Origin of the sequence: Kitasatospora indigofera (assembly GCF_014655955.1) — a bacterium.
Lineage (GTDB): Bacteria > Actinomycetota > Actinomycetes > Streptomycetales > Streptomycetaceae > Kitasatospora > Kitasatospora indigofera.
The window spans coordinates 71,760-89,466 of sequence record NZ_BNBO01000018.1; the positions used below are offsets into that span (position 1 = coordinate 71,760).

Annotated in this window: 12 protein-coding genes; 4 read left to right on the forward strand and 8 right to left on the reverse strand. The window is 76.7% G+C overall.

What is annotated here, in order from left to right; translation table 11 throughout:
• Positions 1-75 precede the first annotated feature (75 nt).
• The gene (locus IE329_RS17640) at positions 76-291 is read left to right on the forward strand and encodes a hypothetical protein (RefSeq protein WP_190211850.1); all 216 of its coding nucleotides are present in this window, start codon (positions 76-78) and stop codon (positions 289-291) included.
• A 96-nt stretch (positions 292-387) separates the two neighbouring features.
• Here IE329_RS17640 and IE329_RS17645 read toward each other — a convergent pair whose 3' ends face one another.
• Positions 388-1,392, reverse strand: a complete 1,005-nt coding sequence (locus IE329_RS17645) for a LuxR C-terminal-related transcriptional regulator (protein WP_229927528.1) — start codon at positions 1,390-1,392, stop codon at positions 388-390.
• A 360-nt stretch (positions 1,393-1,752) separates the two neighbouring features.
• On the opposite strand from IE329_RS17645, the gene IE329_RS17650 reads away from it, so the two are divergent.
• The 3 genes from IE329_RS17650 to IE329_RS17660 all read left to right on the forward strand — a co-directional run bounded on the left by IE329_RS17650 (position 1,753) and on the right by IE329_RS17660 (position 3,344).
• Positions 1,753-2,079, forward strand: a complete 327-nt coding sequence (locus IE329_RS17650; protein ID WP_190211851.1) for a hypothetical protein — start codon at positions 1,753-1,755, stop codon at positions 2,077-2,079.
• Between the two features lie 289 nt (positions 2,080-2,368).
• Positions 2,369-2,614 (forward strand): hypothetical protein, encoded by a 246-nt coding sequence (locus tag IE329_RS17655; protein ID WP_190211852.1) that lies wholly within the window; start codon positions 2,369-2,371, stop codon positions 2,612-2,614.
• 61 nt (positions 2,615-2,675) lie between these two features.
• Positions 2,676-3,344 carry a response regulator transcription factor gene (locus tag IE329_RS17660; RefSeq protein WP_229927529.1) on the forward strand — a complete coding sequence of 223 codons (669 nt, stop codon included), beginning with the start codon at positions 2,676-2,678 and terminating at the stop codon, positions 3,342-3,344.
• 156 nt (positions 3,345-3,500) lie between these two features.
• Here IE329_RS17660 and IE329_RS17665 read toward each other — a convergent pair whose 3' ends face one another.
• From IE329_RS17665 to IE329_RS17695, 7 genes are all read right to left on the reverse strand, one after another.
• Complete coding sequence (locus tag IE329_RS17665) at positions 3,501-4,991, reverse strand: SagB/ThcOx family dehydrogenase (protein ID WP_190211853.1); 1,491 nt, start codon at positions 4,989-4,991, stop codon at positions 3,501-3,503.
• Between the two features lie 60 nt (positions 4,992-5,051).
• The gene (locus IE329_RS17670; protein ID WP_190211854.1) at positions 5,052-7,313 is read right to left on the reverse strand and encodes a TOMM precursor leader peptide-binding protein; all 2,262 of its coding nucleotides are present in this window, start codon (positions 7,311-7,313) and stop codon (positions 5,052-5,054) included.
• 28 nt (positions 7,314-7,341) lie between these two features.
• Positions 7,342-10,662 carry a DUF4135 domain-containing protein gene (locus IE329_RS17675; protein WP_190211855.1) on the reverse strand — a complete coding sequence of 1,107 codons (3,321 nt, stop codon included), beginning with the start codon at positions 10,660-10,662 and terminating at the stop codon, positions 7,342-7,344.
• A gap of 1 nt (position 10,663) precedes the next feature.
• Positions 10,664-12,874: an ATP-binding cassette domain-containing protein gene (locus IE329_RS17680; protein ID WP_190211856.1), complete on the reverse strand. Its 2,211-nt coding sequence runs from the start codon at positions 12,872-12,874 to the stop codon at positions 10,664-10,666.
• Complete coding sequence (locus tag IE329_RS17685) at positions 12,871-15,237, reverse strand: ATP-binding cassette domain-containing protein (protein ID WP_190211857.1); 2,367 nt, start codon at positions 15,235-15,237, stop codon at positions 12,871-12,873. The genes IE329_RS17680 and IE329_RS17685 overlap by 4 nt, the downstream gene beginning before the upstream one ends.
• Positions 15,234-16,067 (reverse strand): acyl-CoA carboxylase biotin carboxyl carrier protein subunit, encoded by an 834-nt coding sequence (locus tag IE329_RS17690; protein WP_190211858.1) that lies wholly within the window; start codon positions 16,065-16,067, stop codon positions 15,234-15,236. The genes IE329_RS17685 and IE329_RS17690 overlap by 4 nt, the downstream gene beginning before the upstream one ends.
• A gap of 206 nt (positions 16,068-16,273) precedes the next feature.
• Complete coding sequence (locus IE329_RS17695) at positions 16,274-17,581, reverse strand: cytochrome P450 (protein WP_190211859.1); 1,308 nt, start codon at positions 17,579-17,581, stop codon at positions 16,274-16,276.
• Positions 17,582-17,707: the final 126 nt, after the last annotated feature.

A 17,707-nucleotide genomic window follows, 5' to 3' on the forward strand; every position in this document is an offset into this window, starting at 1 on the left:
GCGGGAGCCGCCGGGCGGCGAGGGCCCGGGCGACGACTGCGCGCCTCTGTCAGTGGGCTCCCGCACCATGGCGGTATGAGACTTCCCCGCGTTCCCTGCCCGGTGTGCGGCCGTCCGATCGCCGTGGCACCGGTCGAGGCGATCGGGCTGGGCGCCGTCGTCGACCACAAGCAGGAGTCCCGCCGGCTGGTGCTCTGCCCGGGGTCGATGCGGCGGGTTCCGCTGACCCGGCCGCAGGGACCGGGCCGGGCGGGCGGGCCGACGGCCGTCCAGCAGGCGCTGTTCGAGTGACCCGGGCCGCGGGTGGCCGGGTACCCGGCCGGGCGCGGGACGCCGGGCCGGCGCGGGGACGGTCGGGCGGGGGTCCGGTCGGGCGGGGGTCCGGCGTCAGCGCGGGGTGGTCTCGCCGAGCCAGCCGAGCGCGGCGACCTGGATGCCGGCCTGGAAGCGGCTGCGCGCGTCCATCCGGACCATCAGGTCGGCCATCATCCGGCGGATGGTGCGCAGCGAGACCCCGAGCCGCTGCCCGGCCCGCTCGTCGGTGAGGCCCTCGGCCAGCAGCCGCAGCAGCTCGCGCTCCTGGGCGGTGAGCCCGTGCGGGCCGCGCTGGACGGGCTCCCCGAGCGGGCGGGCCTGGTCCCAGAGCTGCTCGAACAGGGCGCGCAGGGCGGCGATCACGCCGGGGCTGTGCAGCAGCACGGCGCCCTTGCGCGGGTCCTCCGGGTCGATCGGCACGATGGCGGTGGCGTTGTCGACCAGGATCATCCGCAGCGGGAGGGTGGGCAGGGTGCGCACCGCGCCGCCGAGGCCGTGCAGCCAGCGGGCGTACTGCACGGTGGCGGGGTCGTTGCGGACGCTGTCCTGGTAGACGGTGCGCATCCGGACGCCGCGCTCCAGGGTCTCCTGGTCCAGGGCCCGGCTGGCCTCCATCACCTGCGGCGGCTGCGGGCCGCCGGGGGCCAGCGAGAGCACCTCGACGGCGGCGTCGGAGGCGAGCTGGACCAGCCGGTCGCGGACGTCGCCCAGGCTGGCGATCAGCTCGATGCCCGACTGATTGGCGGGCGCGTGCACGCTGGCGTACTCGGCGATCAGCCCGGCCATCGCGGCCCGGCTGCGTTCGATCTCCTGCTGGCGCCGGGCCGCCTCGGCCTCCTGGCGGGCCAGCAGGGTGGCCAGGCCGAGCTCGGGGTTGACCGCGCGCCAGCGGTCCTCGGCCCCGGTGGGTCTGGTGAGGGCCAGGTCGGCGAGGTGGTCGAGCGCGGCCCGCACCTCGGGCTCCGGTGCCTCCAGCCGGTCGGCGATGCCCTGGGTGTCCAGCTCGGGGTGCAGGAGCATGGTCCGGTACACCGCTTCGCCGAACGGGTCGAGGCCGATCGGCTGGGGCCCGCTCAACAGTCCGCCACCAGAAGTGCGGGACACATCACACCCTCCCCGTGACCGGAATGCTACCGGTCGATCTGACTGGCGGTCAGCGTATCGTCACATCAGCGAACATAGAACAGTCTTGCGGACAATCGCGGCGGTCCGATGGACGAACTGTGAAGAGGACCTGACAGCGGGGCGACGCCCGCGCACCGCCGCCCCCGGCGCCCCTGCGGCACCGCCCGGCATCCCCCGGCACACCCGCGCCGCCTCCCGGCCCGCCGGCGCACCCGCCCGGCGGCGCCCCGCGGGCGGCATCTTGCTGCCAGGCGGCGACCTGACACCACCCGCGGCCGTACGAACAGCGGACGATCCGTCAGTCTTGCAGTTGTGTATGCGATTCGCGTCCACCTGGAGACGCCGGGCGACAGGCCGCTGCCCGGACCGCCGGGGGCGCCCGCCGTACGGGACGGACTGGAGCGGGGGCTCCGCGGGCCGGCCCGGCTCAGCCACGCACGGATCCTGGTCACGCCCGGGGCCGTGGACGCGATGGTGTTCGTCGCCGCCGGCACCCTGCTGGAGGCCGAGGACGGACTGCGCACCGCCTGGGGCGAACTCACCGACCCGGACGGGCCGCTCAGCGGCTGGCACCTTCTGCACTGCGAGGCCGACTCCCGGCTCGCCCTGGGCCTGCACGAGCTGCCCAGTCACCCCTGACCGCCGTCCGCGCAGGTCAGGACAGTCGGAGCGGCCCCCTCGCGCGTCCGGCCGTGGTGGCCGGAGCTGGCCTCAGGGTGTCACGGCACTCTGGTGCCAGCTCCAGGTGCTGACACGGACACCGGTCGACCGCCACTCTCATGGTGTCGGCAGGAACGACGGACCGGACACCGGGACAGCAGCCCCTCGCAGGGGGCCCGGAACCGACCATCCGCCCCCGCCGCCGCAGACCACCGCGTCCCGGAAGCAGCCCGGGACGTAGCCGAACGCGAGAGGATCGGGCACCCCCATGTCGCAGAAGGTCCGTTTCATCACGATTGTCGCCCTGGGTTTCAGCGTCCTGACCGGCACCGCCGCCACCGTCACCCTGGCGGGACCGAGCCAGGCGCACGCCACCGTCCTCACCGCCGACGGCGCCACCGGGGGCACGCCCGCCTCCGCCGGCCAGCCCGTCACGCCGGGCAACCAGCCCGCCGCCACCGCCACCCCCTCCCCGCTGCCCACCGGCCCGCAGGACACCTGGGGCTGGGGCTGATCCGACCGGGCCCGCCGGCCCACCCGCTCGCCCGACACTTCAACGCCACCGAGGTAGCCGGATGACCACCCTCCTGGACCAACCCCTGTACCACCAGGCCACGGCCGCGGACCGCGGGACCGCCACGGTGAGCGTGCTGCTCGCCGACGGACACCAGCTGTTCCGCTCCGGGCTCGGCGCCCTGCTCGACCGGGAGGCCGACCTCGCCGTGGTCGCCGAGTCCCCGACCGCCGAGGAGGCCGCCGCCGAGGCCGCCAGGACCAGGCCGGCCGTCGCCGTCCTCGACCCGGACATGCCCGGGCCCGGCGGTCCGGCCACCGCCGCGATGATCCGCGAGCGGGCCCCGGGCACCGCGGTCCTCCTGCTCACCGCCCAGCCGCGGACCGCCGACCTGCAACGGGCGGTCGCCGACGGGGTCGCCGGGGTCCTGCTCAAGGACGTACCGCCGGCCGCCCTGATCGCCGCGGTCCGCGAACTGGCCCGGGGCGGACGGGTGTACGACCCGCGGCTGGTGGTGGACGTGGTCCGGACGGGCGGGGTGCCGCTCACCCCGCGCGAACTCACGGTGCTCGGCCACGTGGCCGACGGCGCCACCATCAACGAGGTCGCGGCGGCGCTGTCGCTCTCCCCCGGGACGGTCCGCAACTACGTCTCGGCGGCGATCGCCAAGACCCGCAGCCGCAACCGCTGCGACGCGATCCGGATCGCCCGCGAACGCGGCTGGCTCTGAGGGGTCCCGCCCGGACCCACCCGGACCCACCCGGACCCACCCGGACATGCCGGTGCCCCGCCACTCCACGGCGGGGCACCGGCATGTCCGCGGCACGCCGGGTCCGGCGCGTCACGTCCCACTGCGTCACCGTCGGTCCCGACGGCTCCGGCCGGGTCAGCCCTCCCTGGCCTGGGCCACCATGTCGGTGAACCGGTGCGCGGTGCGCGGCACGTCGGCCGGGCGGCTGCCGATCAGGAACTCGCCGACCGAGGACTCCGCCGTCCAGTCCAGACCGAGCGCGCGCGCCGCCGCGTCGGTGTCGCCCGAGCCGAGCCCGCACGGCGCCAGCCCCATCGCGGTCGCCACCAGGTACAGCGTCTGGTAGACCACGCCGACGTGCTTGAGCGTCAGCGCGTACGCGATCTGGCTGTACTTCCAGGACAGCCGGCCGAACCGGGAGGTGACGGTCAGCAGGACCTGCGGGTCCACCGTGCAGCCGGTCGCCCGCCAGGCCGCCGTCATCAGCTCGCGGAACGCGGCCTCGTCGCCCGGGCCGGCGAACGGGCGCGGCCGCAGCCGGTGGGCCGCCGCGTCGTAGCGGTAGACGCCCGGCACCAGGCCGTCGCAGCGCACCACCGACAGGTAGACCTCCAGTTCGCCGGTCGCCCCGCCGGCCGGGTAGGGACGGTCGACGATGTCGTAGCCGTGCGGGTCGGACGGGTCGCCCGGGATGATCCGGCGGACCCGGGCCACCCGGTACAGCAGTTCGCCCAACTGGTCCAGGGTGACCGGGGTCTCCGCGTACGAGCGGACCGAGCGGCGGCCCTCCAGCACCTCGCTGAGCGCCGGGTCGCGGGCCAGCACCGCGTCCCAGTCGGGGACGGGCAGGTCGATGCCGGTGCCGTCCTCGCGGGCGCCGGTGCCGGGGATCGCGGGCAGCTGCTCGACCTCCGGGTGGGCGAAGACGCCGCCGCTCGGGTAGTCGTGCCGGCCGGGCCGGCTGCGGGCGTGGAACAGCAGGTCGTGGAAGTCCCAGAGCGGCGGCTCGCCGGTCGCGCCGTCGTCCAGGAACCCGGCGCCCGCCAGCAGCCCGGCCAGCGCCTGCCCGGCGGCCGGCCCGATCCCGGCCAGCAGCGCGGCCTCGGCCACCGAACGGGAGGCGGTCACCGCGGCCACGAACGCGCCCGCCGCCGGCTGGTGCAGGGTCAGCCGGAACGGCGCCGTCGGGGACTCCAGCACGCAGGCCCCGGCGTGCTCCTCCGGCAGCCGGCGCAGATACGCGAAGCGGGACAGCACCACGCTGGCGGGCGGCCGGACCACCCCGGGCAGGCCGGCCGAGCGGGCGATCGGCACCGCGCTCGCCAGCGGCTCGCCGAGCGGGTCGGCGAGGGTGGTGGTGACCAGGTAGGGGAATCGCTGCAGCAGGTGGAACAAACGTCCGCTGCCCGCGAGTTCGTCGACGTCGAGATGGCTGTGGGTGAGCGCGGCAAGCCGCTGGACGGTCTCGGCGCCGAGCGCGTGCACCCGCTGGCGGCCCCAGGGGTGGCTGAGCTCCAGGTCGTCACCCTGCGCGGTGACGACCACCTCGGGGCGCAGCCGCAGCAGCGTGCGCGGGGCCCCGCCCTCGGTGGCGAGGTCGGGAGGCAGCTGTTCGGTCACGGTCATCGGGTACCTCTTTCCGGGCTGGGCGGGCCGCCGCCGGCGGGGCGGCGGCCCGGCGCGTGGTCAGATGAAGATCGGGACGGGGTTGAGCTCCTCCTCCGGCGTCGGCGCGTCGAGCCAGCCGAGGGCCAGCGGCACGTCGTACAGCCGGCCGGGCGCGAAGCGGGCCCAGAAGTGCCGCATCCCGGGGACGATCACCTTCGCCACCGGCAGGCCGATGTCGGGGCGGGTCTGGTCGAGCACCAGGAACTCCATCCCCCGCTCCTCCACCAGGCGCTGGGCGAGGGCCACGTCCTCGGCGAGGTCGTCGCCGGCCAGCTTCGCCCAGCGGGCCGGGCCGGCCGGGCGGGCGGCCGGGTCGGGCAGCAGGTAGGGCTGGTTGGCCACGGTGGCGGTGGTCCACCACCGCTTCTGCTCCGGGTCGGCGCCCGCGTAGCTGACCCGGCCCTCGGCGTCGCCCGCGACCGGGCCGAGGAACTGGTTCATCTCGGTGAGCGCCCGGGTGAGCGCGATGTGCGGGTCGAGGTGCGCGCCGAAGGCGATCAGCACGTCCTCGGTGGGCTTGTCGGTCCGGCGGGAGAACGCCCCGACCACCGGGATGCCGAAGTCGGTGGTGAGGTCGAGCGCCCAGATCTCCCGGCGCAGCCCCCGGTAGACCTCGCGGAGCTGGTCGATGTACGGGTCGCCGAAGGCGTCCAGGTCGATCGCGGGCCGCTGGACCCGGTTGTACCACCAGAGGGCGACGGCGTCCCGCTCGACCAGCTCCAGGAAGCCCTGGAGGGTCGCGTCCTCGAAGGAGGTGCCGGCCGCGCAGCCGTTGGAGTCGCCGGCCGCGAAGAAGCCGTCCCGGTGCCGGTAGCCGTAGTAGAGGGACATGGTGGGCAGCCAGCGGGTGCGCTGCTGGGTGAGCGACCAGGCCGGCGACCAGTCGATCCGGTCGCCCTCGCGGAACCGCTCGGGGACGGTGTTGAACATCGACGGGCTGGCGTTCCAACGGCCCCGCTCGGCGAACTGGCGCTCGCTGTAGAGCAGGCTGGTGGCGGGGTGGATCGCGGCGTCGCCCAGCTCGGCGATGGTGGCCCGGCGCCGGGCCTCGTCGCCCTGGAAGACCCCGGAGTAGCGCTCCATCGCCTCGCCGAGCGCGCTGGCCCGGGCCTGGACGTCGGTGCGGCCCTTGCCGCAGCTGACCGAGCGCAGGCCGGTGCGCAGCTGGCGCAGGTCGCCGCTCTGCCGGGACAGGTTCTGCCCGGAGACGTACACCCGCAGTCCGGTGGGGGTGCGGGCGGCGGGCACCAGCGAGGTCACCACGCCGGTGACCGGGGAGAGCTGGGGGCGGTAGCGCTCCAGCATGTCCTCCGGCGAGGCGGAGCGGTGACCGCCGTCGGCGGTGAACACCTTGGGGCGGCTCTCGAACCGCACCGGGGCCAGCTGGCGCTCCGCCATGATGCCCTCGTCGCCGCAGGCGCCGCACTGCGGGCGGCGCACCAGACGGTGGCGCTCGGTCTCCAGCAGGACGGTGTCGAGGGTGAGCACCACCGGCTCGGCCGGCCGGACCCCGGCCAGCCACTTGGCGGCCTCCAGCGCGGCGAGCTGCACGCCGGTGCCGAGGGTGGGTGCCAGGTGGGCGCCGGCGGTGGAGATCGGCTCGTCCTGGCCGAGCCGGTGCTGCAGGTAGCTGAGCGACTGCCGGTTGGCGGACAGGCGGTGCGAGAGGCAGTGCCAGCAGCCGGTGGCGGCGGTGTCGCCGGCCGGACCGGGGACGAAGACCGGGCCGACCCAGAGGATCGAGCCGACCGGGCGGGCCAGCAGCCAGGGGCGGCCGCTCTCCCGGGCCTGCCGGTCGCGTTCGGCGAGGCCGGGGTGCAGGTAGTCCTCGGTGAGGGCGACGGTGAACTCGGCGTCCGGGTCGGCGGTGACGCCGGCGGCGGCGAGCGCGGCGAGGAAGGGCCGCGGGTCCAGGTCGCCGTAGACCTCGACCCGGGCGCGGGCGGTGCGCAGCGCCCCGGCCGCGGCGTCGCCGTCCAGGCCGGCCATCTCGAAGTACGCGGCGCCGGCCCGGTCCTCGGCCCGGCCGGAGGGGGCCAGGTAGCCGCCGGCCTGCAGCCGGTCGACGGCGGTGGCCACCTTGTCGGCGGGGACGGTGCCGTGCAGGGCCTGGCCGATCTGCTCGGCGGTGCGGGTGCCGTCCAGCAGCGGGGCGAGGGCCTGGGCGAGCTTGCCGTCGACCACCGAGACACCGCGCTCGGAGACCAGGTAGACGGCCTCGCCGTCGACGACGTACGGGGTGTAGTGACGCTTGAAGCCGATCGTGGGTTTGTCGGACATGGCGGTCCCTCGGGTTCTGGTGCGGCGGTCAGCGCAGGGTGGCGAGCGGGGCGGTGGCGGGGTCCAGCAGGCGCAGCAGCAGCAGGCCGACGGCGGCCGAGCCGTCCAGCGCGCCGAGGTTGATCCGGTCGTCCGCGGCCCGGTCGGAGTACCAGCCGCCGGTGGCGTCGTGGCGGGCGATCAGCTCGCCGACCAGCAGGGCGGCGGCCTCCCGGCCGTCGTAGAACGGGCCGGGCAGGGCCGAGTCGGAGGCTTCGGGCAGGGTGTGCAGCAGCCCGGCCTCGGCGGCGGTGAGCGCCTCGCCGGCGGTGGCGACCAAGTCCCTGGTGCTCCGGCCGGTGATCTGCCGGGCTCCCACCGGCGGGGTGAGCGCGCCGAGTTCGGCGGGGTCGACGATGCCGGCGCCGAGCGCGACGGCGGTGTCCAGGCAGGCGAGCCGCCCGGCCCGGGTGGCGGTGGCGAAGCGGTGGCCGCGCAGCCGCTCCCGGACGGCGTCGGCGCTGGCCAGCAGGGCGGGTGCCTCGGCGACGGTCCGGGCCAGGGCGGCGGCGACCGAGTCGGCGCCGGACGGGACGAGGTCGAGGAAGCCGTTGTCGGCCTCGTTCTCGCCGTCGGCGCCCCGGTCGGCGACCAGGTGGTCGAGGGCGGCGGCGGCCAGCGTCCGGATGCCCTCCTCGGTGGGGGCGTGGCCGGGGCCGGTGGCCCGGCGCAGCCGGAGCAGGTTGAGCAGCAGGCCGGCGCTGCCGAGCGGGGTGTCCGGGTGCGGGGTGCGCACCGGGCGGCCCGGGCGGGCCGGTGCGGCGGCCGCCACGCCGAGCGCGCCGGGCACCAGCGCCTGGGCGGAGGCGAGGAGTTCGGGCGAGCCGAGCAGGCTGCCGGCCCGGGCGAGGGCGTGGATGAGCGAGCCGGGGCCGGCGAAGCCGCCGGGGACGGGCGTGCCGCCGGCCAGCCGGGTGTCGGCGGCGAAGGCGAAGGCCCGCGGGGCGGCCGGGTCGATCAGCCGGGCGGCGGCGGTCAGGGTGCGGTGGGCGGCGCGGTGGAACCGGGGTTCGCCGGTGGCGGCCCAGAGTTCGGCGAACAGCACGGCCAGGCCGGGGGTGCCGGTGACCAGGTCGGCGCTGAGCACCTCGACCTGGCGCAGGCCGGTGCCGGGGTACCAGCTCTGGCCGAGCCAGCCGCTGCCGCGCCGGTGGGCGAGGATCCGGTCGCCGATCCGCACCGCGTGGCCGAGCAGGTCCGCGCCGGTCGGCACGGTGGCCCGGGCGGTGCGGGCGGCGGCGGGGGCGGGGCGCTCGGTGCCGCCGCGGGCCGCGTCCACGCAGCCGCTGAGGACGGCCAGGTGCGCGTCCAGGTCGAAGTCGTCGAGCTCGGCGACCCGCTGCTGCAGGCGCTGCCAGCCGGTGCCGCGGAAGTGGCCGGGGATCTCCCGGCCGTCGGCGGTGAAGACCGAGGAGGAGGAGGTGAGCGAGCGGAAGAAGGGGATGTCCAGCAGCCGGAAGGAGTCGAGTTCGGCGAGCACCACCTCCAGCAGGTCACCGCGGTCGCCGTCGCCGGCCAGGGCGGTGGTGGCGCCCTGCAGCGCGCCGGCGATCACCGTCTCGCGGGTCGCGCCGCTGTCCAGCGCGAGCGGGCTGGTGGAGGCCGAGAGGATCTTGTAGCCGTCCCAGGTGTGGCGCCAGATGTAGCGCACCCAGATCCCCCGGAATGCCGCCAACGGGCCCTCGGGAGAGGCGAGTTCCTCGCGCAGTCGGTACAGCGCCCGGTGCATCTCGCGGTAGCCCTCGACGACCTCGTCGGTGTACTCCCACGGGTCGGCGGCCTCGGTGGCTCCGTCTTCGGTGCGCAGCACCGGGCGGTAGGGCGGCAGCGGCAGGGCGGGCACCCCGGGGGCGACCTCCAGGCCGCCGATCCGGGACAGGCAGCCGATGTCCAGGGCGTGCTTCTGCTTGGCCGGGGTCCAGGGCTGGAACGCCATCGCGGTCCGCACCACGGTGGACTCCAGGTCGTCCAGCAGGCCGTGGTGCTCGGGGCTGATCGCGGGCGGCGTCTGCACCCGCGGGTAGAGCAGGCACTCCAGGTCGATCAGCGCCGGGTGCTCGCCGTCCGCGAGCAGGTTGTCGGCCCACAGGTCGCGGCCCTCCAGCAGCTGCACCAGCCGGACGGTCATGCCGAGCCGGCGGTAGAACCGGGCGAAGCCGCCGCGGTCGGCCACCGGACGGTGCGGGACGAGCTCCTCCCAGCCGTAGTCGCTGTCGCAGTCGGCGGCCAGCGAGGCGGCGTGGCCGTCGTCGCCGCGGTCGCTGCGGACCAGCACCGTGCGCACCGGGAGGTCCAGCGACAGCTCGGCGTTGAGCCGGCGGACCAGGTCCAGGTAGGCGGTGGCGTGCCGCATGTCCTTCGGCTTGTAGACCACGGCCCGGCCGCCGGCGAAGTGCAGCAGCGACACCGAGCGCCCACCGGCGTGCCGGTCGCCCGCGTCGCCGCGGACCGACTCCAGCGCGCCCGGGTCCTCCCCCTGCCACATCCGCTCGACCAGCAGCGAGCGGTCGGCGGCGAGCCGGGCGAACAGCTCGGTCTGCACGTGCTGCCACTGCCGGCAGACCGTGCCGACCAGGTACGCCAGCGCGGGCAGCCGCTCCAGCCGGGCCAGCCAGCCCTCCTGGGAGGTGTCCAGGCCGCCGGCGGTGTCCCAGTCGGTGGCGCGCGGGCGGCCGGTGGCGGCCTGCAGCTCGTGGCAGAACGAGAGGTTGCACGCCTCGGTGAGCCGGGCGACCAGGGTGCCGGCCAGGTCGGCGCGGGCCCGCTCGGTGACCGGGACGCCCAGGATGCCGCCGTCGCCGTGCGGCAGCAGCGCGTCGGCGGCCGCGGCGAAGGCGGCGGTGAGGGCGCCGGGCCCGGCGGTCCCGGGGCCGGGGGCGACCGGCAGGGTCCGCAGGAAGGCGGCCAGCACCAGTGCCCAGCCGGGCAGCCTCGCCGGGTCGGCGAGCACGACGCCGCGCAGGCCCTCGCCGAGCGGGCGGCCGGTCTCGGCGAAGTGCTCCAGCAGGACGGCGGCGCCGCCGTGCTGGCCGCCGGCCCGGCGCAGCCAGGTGTCGACCGCGGCGCCGCGGGCGCGGCGGTCCTCGTCCGGGTCGGGGGCGAAGAAGGCGCTGCCGTCCGGTCGGGCGGCGGCCCGTTCGTCGAACGGGGCGGCGGCGGCGACCAGGGCGCGCAGCCGTTCGTCGCCGCGGGCCGGGCCGGGCAGCAGCAGCTCGGCGGCGGGGGCCGGGTCCTCGGTGCCGGGGTGGCCGTCGGCCGGGGCGGTGGCGCCGTCGACGGGGCGGAGCCAGGTCTGCAGGTCGAGCGGCATCTCACATCTCCTGGAGTCGGGCGAGTCGGGTGAACAGCGGGTCGTGGCCGAGTAGTTCGTCGTAGGTGCCGGAGGCCGTCAGGCGGCCGCCGGAGAGCACGTGGATACGGTCGGCGGTGCGGATGGTGCTCAGTCGGTGGGCGATCACCACGCGGGTGCGGTCCAGCCCCGCGACGGCCTCGGCGACCCGCAGCTGGGTCGCGTTGTCCAGGGCGGAGGTGGCCTCGTCCAGCAGCAGGACGGCGGGCCGTCGGACCAGTGCGCGCGCCAGCAGCAGGCGCTGCACCTGGCCGCCCGAGAAACCCTGGGCGTCCTCCCCCACCCGGGTGCCGAGGCCGAGCGGCAGCCGGCGCAGCTCCCCGGCGATGCCGGCCAGTTCGGCGGCCTCCCAGACCTGGTCCTCGGTGACGTCGGTGTCGGTGCCGGCCAGGTTCTCCAGCAGCGAGCCGCGCAGCATCCGGCCGTGCTGCAGGACGGCGCCCAGCTGGCGCCGCACCAGCCGGGCGTCCAGGCCGGCCAGGTCCCGCCCGTCGTACCGGACGGCGCCGGACTCCGGCCGTTCGAAGCCGAGCAGCAGCCGTACCAGGGTGGACTTGCCGGCCCCGGACGGGCCGACCACCGCGACCAGTTCGCCCGGCCCGGCGTGCAGCGAGACGCCGTCGAGCGCGGGCGCGGCCGTTCCCGGGTAGCGGAAGGTCACCTGGTCCAGGGCGACCGCCCCGCGCAGCTCCCCGGGGTCGGTGAGCTGCTGCGGGCCGTCCACCGGCCGGACCTCGGCCAGGATCGGCCGGATCCGGTCCAGCACCGGCGCGATGCCGTAGGCACTGGCGGCGGCGTGGGTGACCTGGCCGAGGGCCATGGCGACCTGGCCGGCCGCCACACCGGCCGCCATCAGGTGCCCGGAGGGTGTCGAACCGGCGGCCGTCGCCCCTGCCAGCAGCACCGCCAGCAGCAGCGGCTGGAGGGCGGCGGTGAGGGCGCCGGCCGCGGCGTCGGCCCGCTGGGCGGCGGCGTCGGCCCGCTTCTGCTCGGCGAACGGCACCGCCCAGCGGGCGAAGGCCTGGATCTCCCGGCCCGCCGTCTGGATCTTGTCGATGCCGAGCAGCAGCCCGTACAGCACGCCGTGCAGCCGGCCGTGCAGTTCGAACACCGTGCTCTCGTGACGCTGGCGGCGGCGACCGAGCAGAAGCAGCAGCCCGGTCACCGCCAGCACGGCGAGCAGCAGCAGCCCGCCGAGCCAGGGGTCCACCAGCAGCAGGACGGTGAGCCCCGAGGTGGCGAACACCGCCCCCAGCACCGCGCCGACCAGCACCTCGGACAGCGCCTGCCGGGCCTGGGCGACCGCGTTGGCGCGGTGCACCAGGTCACCCGTGGTGAAGTCGCGGAAGAAACGGGCGTCGTGACCGAGCAGACGGTCCCAGACGGCCGGTTCCAGCGCGCTCTGCACCCGCCCGGTCAGCCGGACGGCGGCGGTGTTGCGGACGATCACCAGCAGCCAGGACGCCAGCACCGCGGAGCCCAGCAGCACCGCCAGCCAGCGGACCGGGTGCCGGTCCGCCGCCAGCAGGTTCGGCAGCAGCACCCCCGTGCTCAGCGGGATCAGCAGCCCGAGCAGCGCGGACAGCAGACCGGCCACGGCCAGCCGGCCCAGGTCCAGCCGGGCCCCCGGGACCGAGAGCACGAAGCGGGCGAGATCCGCCGGTGCCAGGTCCCCCGCGGGCAGCGGCCGGTAGAGCAGCAGCGCCCCGGTCCGCAGGGTGGCCGGGCCGGCGCCCGCCGGGTCGACCCGGCGGTGGCCGCCGCCCGGGCGCGGCACCAGGGCGACCGGGCGGCCGTCGTCCGCCGCGAACCCCACCATCGGGCCGGCCGTCCCGGTCGGGTCCCCACCGCCGTCCGCCCCCACGGGCAGCGTCACCGGGCGGTACCGCACCCCGGCCGACCGCAGCAGTACGGTCAGCGGGTCACGGGAGTTCCGCACGGCGGGCGGGAGTTCGGCCCCCTGCTGGCCGGCCTCGCCGGCCAGGCCCAGCGCCAGCAGCACGGCGCGGGCCTGCTCGGCCGGGTGCGAGGGGGCGGGCCGGGCGGCGGACGCCCGCCCCCGGCCGGCGTGCAGCGCGCCCACGGCGGCCGCCAGGGCCGATCGGTTGGCCTCGGCGGTGGCGGCGGCGGTCGTCGCCACCGGGGTCACCGGCCGGGTCGCCGTGGCGCTCATGCGTTCTCCTCCTTCTTCTGCTCGACGGGACGTGCGGTCGGGTCCGCGGCCGGCGCCTTCTCGGCCAGCAGCGCGCGGTACGGGCCGGGGACGGCGGCCAGTTCGGCCGGCGTGCCCTGCTGGACGATCCGGCCGCCCGCCAGCACCAGCACCCGGTCGGCGGCCTGGATGGTGCTGAGCCGGTGGGCCAGCACCAGGCAGGTGGTGCCCCGGCGCCGCAGGTTCTCGTTGACGGCGGCCTCGGTGTGCGCGTCCAGCGCGGAGGTGGCCTCGTCCAGCACCAGCAGGGCCGGGTCGAGGGCGAGCGCGCGGGCCAGTTCGAGCCGCTGGCGCTCCCCGCCGGAGAGGTTGCGGGCGTCCTCCTCGATCCGCCCGCCGTCCAGCCCGCCGCGGCGGGCCACCAGTCCGGCGGCCTCCGCGTCGTCCAGCGCGCGCCGCAGGGCGTCCTCGCCGACGGCCGGGTTCCAGAGCGTGAGGTTCTCCCGGACGGTGCCCTCGAAGAGCCTCAACTGCTGCTCCACATAGGCGACCTGGCCGGTCACCACGGCCCGGTGCCAGTCGTCGCGCGGCCGGCCGTCCAGCAGCACCTCGCCGCCCCACGGGCGCAGCACCCCTGCCGCGATCCTGGCCACCGTCGACTTGCCGCTGCCGCTGCCACCCACCACGGCCACCCACTCCCCCGGGCGGATCCGCAGCGAGATCCCGGAGAGCGCGGGCGGGCGGTTGGGGTCGTAGCCGAAGGAGACCTCCCGTAGCTCCAACTCGCCGGTCAGTCCGGCCTCCTGGTCACCGGATTCGGGATCCGGGGCGTCCAGGACGGGCGTCAGGTACGGGTCCGGCTCGGTGCTCTCGACGTCCTCCAGCAGCGCGTTCTGCGCCCTGGCCATCGAGAACTCCGAACCCGTGCCGACCAGTTGCCCGACCGGCAGGAGGAACCCGTTCAGCAGCAGCAGGAAGGCCAGCAGGGTGCCGGCCGACAGCGAACCGCCGATCAGCAGCGAGGTGCCCGCCACCACCACGGTCGCGGTGGCCGCCGAGTTGAGCGCGCCGGGCAGCGACAGCGGCACGATCACCGCCGAGGTCACCCGCTGCCCGGTCTCCATCGCCCGGGCCTGCCAGCCCGCCCAGGAGCGGAAGAACGAGTCCTCCGCGCCCTCCGCCTTCAGCGTCTCGATCGCCGACACCCCGGCGAAGGCCACCCCGTCGCGCTTGTACTGCTCGGCGTGCATCCGGTGCACCAGCCCGCCGCGGCGCCGCTCGGCGACCCGCAGGGCCAGCACGTCCAGCACCGCCACCACCACCGGCACGGCCGCCAGCCGCGGCTCCAGCCAGACCAGCGCGCTCAGGTGCACGGCGGCCGAGGCCACCGAGGCGGCGGCGCCGGCCGAGCGGTGCGACAGCAGCATGGCGAGGCCGTCGTTCATCTGCACCCGGGTCACCAGGCCGCCGAGCTGGCGGCGGTGGAAGAACGATCCGGGCAGTCTCAGCATCCGCCACAGGAACCCGGCCGAGGCGCGGGCCGCCATCGCCTCCAGCACCCGGTTGACCAGGCTCTGCTGGAGCCAGGTGCCGAGCAGCACGGTGGCGGCGACCACGGCGGCGGTCAGGGTGAGCGGCAGCGCCCAGGCGGTCGAGCCGCCCAGCACCACCGAGGCCAGGTAGGCCCGCAGCAGGAAGGCCGCCGCGACGCCCGGCACCGCCAGCAGCACCGCGAGCAGCACGGCCAGCAGCAGCGGCCCGGCGAACGGGCGCATCCGCGCGGTCAGCGCCCGCAGCAGCGGGAACCGCCGGCCGCCCGGCTCGAAGTCCGGCCCGGGCTCGAAGCCGACCGCGATGCCGGCGAAGGAGTCCCAGAACTCCGCCGGGGTCGCCGAATAGGTGCCCAGCGAGGGGTCGTTGACGTGCACCCGGCCCCGCTTGACGCCCTCGAAGACCGCGAAGTGCGGGCCGGTGACCAGCACCATCGACGGCACCGGCACCTGCTCCAGCCCGAGCAGCCGCCCCTCCCCGCGGACCACCCGGCGTCCCCGCGCCAGCAGCCCGTACCGGCCGGCCGCCCGGGCGACCGCCGCGGCGCTGACGCCGTCCCGGCTCACCCCGCAGGACCGCGAGGCCTCGTGCAGGGTCACCCGCCGGCCGAACGCGCCGAGCACCACCGCGAGGCAGGCCGCCCCGCAGTCCTGCTCCTCCATCTGCGGCACCACCGGGGTGCGTAGGTAGCGGCGGGCCCGCGGGCGCCGGGTGCGGTCCGGCCGCTGTCGCGCCGATCCGTGCGAAGCCTCCCCGGCCTGCTCCGCGTTCTCCGTCTTCTCCGTCTTCCCCGCGGCGGCGGGCGCCGCGTTCTCCCGGACGTCGAGGCTCACCGCTTGGCCCCCGTTCCGAACACGGCCTGGTACGGGTGGCGGGCGCCGAGATCGAGCGAGACCGTCAGCGGCACCGGCCCGGCCGACGGGCTCCCGGCGTCCGGCAGCAGGGCGTAGGCCGTCCACACCGGGGCGTCCCCGGCGGGCAGGCCCGGCAGCGGGACGGTGAAGCTCCCGCCCAGCGAGTCGGCCCGGACCGGCAGCGGGTCCACCGCGGTGACGGTCGCCCGGACGACGCCCTTCCCGGGCACCGGGACGAGGACCGTCCGGCCGGGTGCCAGCAGGCCGGCCTGCTTGAGCGTGGTGGCGAACAGCCGCACGGTACGGGGCTGTCCGCCGGCGTCCAGCGAGGCGACGGCGGCGCCCGGTGTGAGTTCCGCGCCGGGGGCGGAGAGCAGCGAGGTGACCGTCCCGTCCTCGGGCGCCGGCACCGCGACCTCCGTCCCGTCGGCGGTCCGGAGCAGCGCCAGCGGCTGGCCCTGGGCCACCCGCTGGCCGGGCGCGACCCGGTACGCGAGCAGCGCGCCCGCCCGGTCGGCCCGGACGGTCTCCGGCGCCCTGCCGTGCGCGAGCAGCGCGGGCAGGGCCTGGGTGTGCGGCAGGGTGCCGAACAGCGCCCAGCCGGTGCCCGCGCCGACCACCAGCAGCAGCGCGGCGGCGGCGGCCCACAGCCGCGCGCCGACCAGTCCGACCGGACGGTCCAGCCCGGGTTCCAGGACGGCGGCGCCGCGGGGTGCGGACGCGGGTGCGGTGGCGCGGGTGGTGCCTTCCGCCGCGGTGCCGGTGGCGTCGGCGGCCCCTGGGGCGTGCACCTCGGTCGATACGCTCACGCTCGTCCCGCCGTCCGATCTCCGTCGCGGGCCCGGTGTGCCGTCCCTCGGTGTGTGGTGCTCGGGTGTGTCGTGCTCGGGTGTGTCCTGCTCGGACGCGTCCTGCTCGGGCGCGTCCAGGCCCGGGGTGGCGCCGTCCGCCGGGCGGTCGCCCGGCCGGGCCTTCGCGGGCGGGCGGCCCGGTCGCCTCCTGGTCGCCGCACCGCTCATCCGCGCACCGCCCCTGCCAGGCCGGCGGGCTCCGCGAGGCGGCCCGGCACGTCAGGTCCGGCGAGGTCCGGGCCGCCCCCGGCCCTCGGCGGGCAGCGCAGCGGCAGCTCCCGCATCCCGCCGAAGACGAACTGGGTGCTCCACGGCACGGTGTCCGGCGTCAGCGGCGTGCTCAGCTCGCGGGTCTCCCCCGCCCGCGCCAGGCCGCGCAGCACGGCGGCGCCCGCCATCAGCGACAGCGGGGCGCCCAGGCAGTGGTGCGCGCCGTGGCCGAACGCCAGATGGCGCAGCTCGGCCCGGTCCGGGTCGAAGCGGTCCGGCTCGGCGAACCGGCGCGGGTCGCGGTTGGCCGCCGCGTAGAGCAGCAGCGCCACCCGCCCGGCCGGGATCACCGTGCCGCCGACGGCGACCTCGCCGGTGAGGGCGCGGGCGCTGGCGCGCACCGGGCTGCCTAGCCGTTGGGCCTCGTCGAACACCGCCTCCGCGCGCTCGGGCCGGGCCCGCAGCAGCTCGGCGAGGGCAGGCTCGCGCAGCAGCTGCCAGACGGCCAGGGCGAGGCCGGAGGTCAGCGTCTCCAGCCCGTTGGCGAGCAGCATCACCACGAAGGCGAGCAGGTCGTCGTGGTCCAGCCGGCCGTCGGCCCGGGCCACCGTGAGCCGGCTGATCAGGTCGTCGCCGGGGGCGGCCGCGCGGGCCGCGCAGAGCTCCTCCACATAGGCACGGAACTCGTCGAACTCGGCGTCCAGCGCGGCGATGTGCGCCGGGTCCGCCTGCTCACCGAAGTCGTCCAGCAGCGAGCGGGCGACCAGCTGCGCCCAGCCGGTGACGCGGTCCTGCTCGGAGTCGGGGATGTCGAGGATGGCGCAGGAGACGGCCACCGGCAGCGGCACGGCGAGGTCGGCGACCACGTCGAAGGAGCCGGCCGCGAGCAGCGGGTCCAGCAGCCGGGCGGCGGTGGACTCGATGCGGGCCCGCATCTGCTCCAGCCGGCGGGCACTGAAGGCCGTGGTGGCCAGCCGCTTCAGCCGGGTGTGGTCGGCGCCGTCGCGCATCGGGAGCATCCGGTTGACGATCCGGGCGAGCGCGGTGGAGCCGGCCCTGGGCAGGCCGACGGCGGTCGGGTCGACGGCGGTGCCCGGGTGCATGAGGACGGTGACGATCTCCTGGTAGCCGGAGACCACGTGGACCCGGCCGAGGTCGAGCACCGGCGCCTCGGCCAGCAGCCGGCGGTAGAGCGCGGGTGGGTCCTGCTGCGCGGCGGGCTGCTGGATGAACCGCGCGAGCTCGTGCCGGAGGCTCTCCATGGCCCGGCTCTCCTTAACTTCTGGTGTTCGGAAGGGTGTCGGCGTCCCGCCCGACGGGGGCGATGCCCGGCGCCAGGTCGGCCGGGGGCCCGCCCCGGTGCGGTGCGGGGGGCGGAAACAGGGGTG

What these genes read in the sequence shown, in the direction of transcription:
- IE329_RS17640 (WP_190211850.1), top strand. Translation starts at nt 76, where the DNA reads ATGAGACTTCCCCGCGTTCCCTGCCCGGTGTGCGGCCGTCCGATCGCC.
- IE329_RS17655 (WP_190211852.1), top strand. Translation starts at nt 2,369, where the DNA reads ATGTCGCAGAAGGTCCGTTTCATCACGATTGTCGCCCTGGGTTTCAGC.
- IE329_RS17660 (WP_229927529.1), top strand. Translation starts at nt 2,676, where the DNA reads ATGACCACCCTCCTGGACCAACCCCTGTACCACCAGGCCACGGCCGCG.
- IE329_RS17665 (WP_190211853.1), bottom strand. Translation starts at nt 4,991, where the DNA reads ATGACCGTGACCGAACAGCTGCCTCCCGACCTCGCCACCGAGGGCGGG.
- IE329_RS17670 (WP_190211854.1), bottom strand. Translation starts at nt 7,313, where the DNA reads ATGTCCGACAAACCCACGATCGGCTTCAAGCGTCACTACACCCCGTAC.
- IE329_RS17675 (WP_190211855.1), bottom strand. Translation starts at nt 10,662, where the DNA reads ATGCCGCTCGACCTGCAGACCTGGCTCCGCCCCGTCGACGGCGCCACC.
- IE329_RS17680 (WP_190211856.1), bottom strand. Translation starts at nt 12,874, where the DNA reads ATGAGCGCCACGGCGACCCGGCCGGTGACCCCGGTGGCGACGACCGCC.
- IE329_RS17695 (WP_190211859.1), bottom strand. Translation starts at nt 17,581, where the DNA reads ATGGAGAGCCTCCGGCACGAGCTCGCGCGGTTCATCCAGCAGCCCGCC.